At 65.8% G+C, this 3,672-nt stretch carries 4 protein-coding genes and 1 pseudogene; all 5 read right to left on the bottom strand.

All coding sequences use genetic code 11. The annotated features are described in order from the left end of the window. Positions 1–792, bottom strand: a pseudogene (locus P3W85_RS14200) (flagellar hook-length control protein FliK); the annotation flags it as partial. Between the two features lie 8 nt (positions 793–800). Beyond that, complete coding sequence (locus P3W85_RS14195) at positions 801–1,142, bottom strand: flagellar protein FliT (RefSeq protein WP_276265252.1); 342 nt, start codon at positions 1,140–1,142, stop codon at positions 801–803. A gap of 1 nt (position 1,143) precedes the next feature. Next, positions 1,144–1,593 (bottom strand): flagellar export chaperone FliS, encoded by a 450-nt coding sequence (gene fliS / locus P3W85_RS14190; RefSeq protein ID WP_276265251.1) that lies wholly within the window; start codon positions 1,591–1,593, stop codon positions 1,144–1,146. Between the two features lie 49 nt (positions 1,594–1,642). Then, entirely contained in the window at positions 1,643–3,121 is a 1,479-nt protein-coding gene (fliD, locus tag P3W85_RS14185; protein ID WP_276265250.1) for a flagellar filament capping protein FliD, read from the bottom strand. Between the two features lie 42 nt (positions 3,122–3,163). Further along, positions 3,164–3,532: a flagellar protein FlaG gene (locus P3W85_RS14180; protein WP_276265249.1), complete on the bottom strand. Its 369-nt coding sequence runs from the start codon at positions 3,530–3,532 to the stop codon at positions 3,164–3,166. Positions 3,533–3,672 lie beyond the last annotated feature (140 nt).

Raw genomic sequence — 3,672 nt, 5'->3', positions numbered from 1 at the left:
GTAGGCCTGGGTTGCCTGCTGGGCCAGGTGCGCGGAGGGCGTGGGCGGATTCGCGGCGGGGCCTGCCGTCGCTGTGGCGGCAGGGCCGGGGGCCGGCGCTGAATACGTGACCGTATTCTTCGGCGCTTGCGCCGGCGTGCCGGCGCCTTCCTCGGGGAGCGCGAGGCCGGTGGACTCCGCCACCGCGGCAGCGGCTACCCTGGCGGCGCCAGCGGTGGCAAGCGTGGGGGTGGCGGCCGGCTCATAGGTCAATTGCAGCACAGGCTGCGCGCTGTTCCTGTCCGTGCTGGCCGGGGTCGGCGGCGCGGGCGGGCGTCCCAGCATGGCCTGCGGCTCGCGCATCAGGCTGTCGAGCTGGCGCGTGCCATTCAGCCATTGGCCGAGATGCGATTCATAGAACAGTCCGCTCTGTCCCACCTGGCGGGCCAGTGCGCTGGCCAGTGCGCCGGCCTGGCCGTTGCCCGGCGGCGTGGCGACCAGCGGCGCGGCGCCGCGCAGCGGCACGGCGTCGGTGCTGTCGAGGATGTCCAGGATGACGCGCGCCGCCGTGCTGAGCGACTCGCGGGCGGAAGTGGTCGTTGCGCCGTCGGGGGCGAGCGGCGTGCCGGTACCCACCATTCCGGCACGGCCCTGCTGCACCGTATTGCCGCCCGCGGAAGGCCCCACGGTGTCGGTGACGGTGCCAACGGGCTGCAGCGCGGCCAGCTTGGCAACGGTGAGCGCGGATTTCAGCGCCTGCGGGTCTGCGCGCAGGGCAAGCGCCGCGTCCGGCGGGAGGTTGATGCCGACCATTCAGCGTGTCAGGCAGGCGTGCTGGCGCTGTAGGCCTGATGCAGGTCCTGGCGGCGGCGCGAATTGTTCAGCAGCTGGCCAAGCTCTTCCAGCTTGGGCGTCACCAGGTTGCGGATGGCGGCATCCTGCGACAGGATGGTTTCGAGCATCCCGTAGCGGTAGCGCCGCTCGTCGGCAGTCAGCGAAGCTACGTCGTCGATGATTTTCAAGGTGTTGACCTGGGCGACATAGCCGGTTTGCAGCGCGCCCATCGTCTCCCACTGGCCCGCGCGGGCGGCCTCGCACATCAGCCCGGAAAGGCGCAGCAGTTCTTCGTAGCAGGCGATCAATGGCTTCTTCTGTTTCAGCATGTCAGGCTCCTATGGAAACGGCTTCCATCGGCCTGAATGCCTGGTTGGCAGGCTCCGGCGCCGCGGCGGCGGGATCGATCTGGCTCCAGGCCGAGGCGATATTGGCCAGCAGCTTGTCCACCTCGTTGAGGCGGTTGTCGTCGTTGTGCAGGTTGGACAGCATCAGCTGCCGGGTCATGTACTCGTAAAGCGTATCGAGGTTGCCTGCCAGGTCCGCGCTGGCGGCGTGATCGAGCGAGGCGCGCAGCCCGGTTTCGATGATGCTGATGGCGTGGGAGATGGCTTTGCCCTTGTCGGCAATATTGCCTGCTTCCATGTGGAACCTGGCTCGGGCGATCGCCGCCCGCGCACCGTCGAACAGCATGACGATGAGGCGGTGGGGAGAGGCACTCATGGCCCCGGTCTCGTTGCCGACGTTGGAATAAGCGTTGGCGGCGGTGCGTGCGTACATAGCGGCGATCCCTGCGTTTGGTTTGATGGGTGCGGAAGTGCAGCCGCGCTCAGGCCGTGGAGCTGCTTGAGGAGGAGCTGAACTGCTGCGTCAGGTAGGTTTTGGTCGAATTCATCTGCGCCATCAACGTGTCCAGGTTCTGGAACTGGGTTTGGTATTGCGCCACGGCGGCATCGATCTGGGCCGACACAGTGGTGTACTCGGTTGCGAGCGACTTGAGCGTTGCGTTGACGCCGTCGGTGGCGGAGGTCAGGGCGCCGGTGGTGGAGACAAAGCCTGCCGCCGCGGCCGACAGCTGGTTGCCGTAGCCGGACTTGCCGTCGGTGCCGCTGAACAGCTGCGCCACGCCGGTGCGGTTGGTGGTGAGGGCGGTATTCAGCTTGCTCGAATCGAGCGACATGCTGCCGTCGGCGTTGAAGCTGATGCCGATCTGCGTCAGGTTGGTCAGGCTGCTGGTGCCGGTGGCCGTCTGCGGTGCGTTGATCACGTTGCGCAGCTGGTTCTCGACCACGCGCAGGGTAGAGTCGCCCAGCAGCACGCCGGCGGTCTTGGTGCTCGGGTCGTAGGCAGAAAGCTGGGCCGTCGTGCTCTGCAGTGTGTTGTAAGAGGTGACAAAGCTCTGCACGGCAGTAGCCATGGCACCGGTGTTGCTGGCCACGCCCACTGTGCTGGTGCCGGTGGTGGCCAGGTTGAGGGTAACGCCCTGGGCCGCGCCCTGTACGGTGTTCGAAGCGCTGCTGATGGCCAGGCCATTGATAGTCAGCTTGGCGTCCTGGGCGGCGATATTCTGCGTCATCGCTGTCGTGCCGCCCGGATTGTACGTCAACAGGTTGCTGATGGTGGTGGGGTCGCCGCTGCCGCTGCTGCTGACCGAGATGCTCATGCTCGAGGCAGCGCCGGTGCTGTTCGAGGTCAGCACCAGGTGATAGGGCGTGCTGCTGCCGTCGTTGACGATGCTGGCGGTGACGCCGGCATTGGCGGCATTGATGGCGTCGCGGATGCCGCTCAGCGTGCCGTTGGTGCCGTTGATGTTGATCGACGTTGCCGCGGTGCTGCCGGGCGTAAAGGTGGTGGTGCCGCCAGAGGTGGCGGTGGTGCCAAGCTGGATCTTGATGGTGGCGCTGCCCAGCAGCTGGCCGGTGCTGTCGGTCACGCCGTTCGAGACCAGCGTTTGCGATTGCGCCAGCTGCGAGACGTTGACTGCATAGCTGCCAGCCACCGCGGTACTGTCGGAGCTGGTGGTGAGCACGCTGGTGTTGCTCGACGAAGTCGTGGTGCCGTTGTACAGGCTGGTCGTGCCGAGCGTGGTGGCGGCAGTTTGGAAAGAGGCCAGCGCGGCCTGCAGCACGCCATAGGCCGATAGCTTGGTACTGGCCGCGCTCTGCTGGTCGGTGATCGGGGTGAGCTTGAGCTGTTCCGCCGATTTGAGATTGGTCAGCAAGGTACTCAGATCCAGCCCGGAACCAACCCCAAGCGACGAAACCAGGGAGCCGCTGGTCGACGAACTCGTTGCACTCGTAGAACTCATGATACGTACCTGTGGTTTGTGTTGACAGGGCGGATCGCCCGTTCAGGCGGTTTGATGTATCAGCAAGCCCTGCAGCTTGTCGATGGCGCGGACAATGCGCAGGACTTCTTTTGAGGGGAATTGGCGGATCGTCTCGCCGGTTGCCTTGTCCACGACGCTTGTGACCATGCGGTGCGTGGCTTTGTCGATGCTGACGCGTACCTCGAGCGGAGTGGCCTGCAAGGCGTCGTTGAGGCTCTTGAGCGCGTTGTCCAGTTCGGCGCTGCCGGCCGTATGGGATCCGTCTGCCGGCTTCGATCCTGCCGCATTCGAATTCGAGCCAGCGGTCGCGGTGGACTTCGCTGTCCCGGGCACCGGGGTGGCGGGGAGGGAGGCGATTGTCGGCAGCAGCGGTTCGGTCGAACTGATCATGATCTGTCTTTGCAACGGTTGGGCCGGTGCACGAAAGGCTCCGGTCGAAACGCATCCAGAGCGGAGACCGCTCTGGATGTATTGCCGGCAAGACGGGCCCGAGGAGGGCCCGTCTTGCTAGGAGACCGCCGTCTGTTGCG

It is taken from the genome of Cupriavidus basilensis, from assembly GCF_029335485.1.
GTDB classification, from domain to species: Bacteria; Pseudomonadota; Gammaproteobacteria; order Burkholderiales; family Burkholderiaceae; genus Cupriavidus; species Cupriavidus basilensis_E.
Note: the sequence above shows the minus strand (reverse complement) of the source record. Positions and strands in the feature narration are given on the sequence as shown.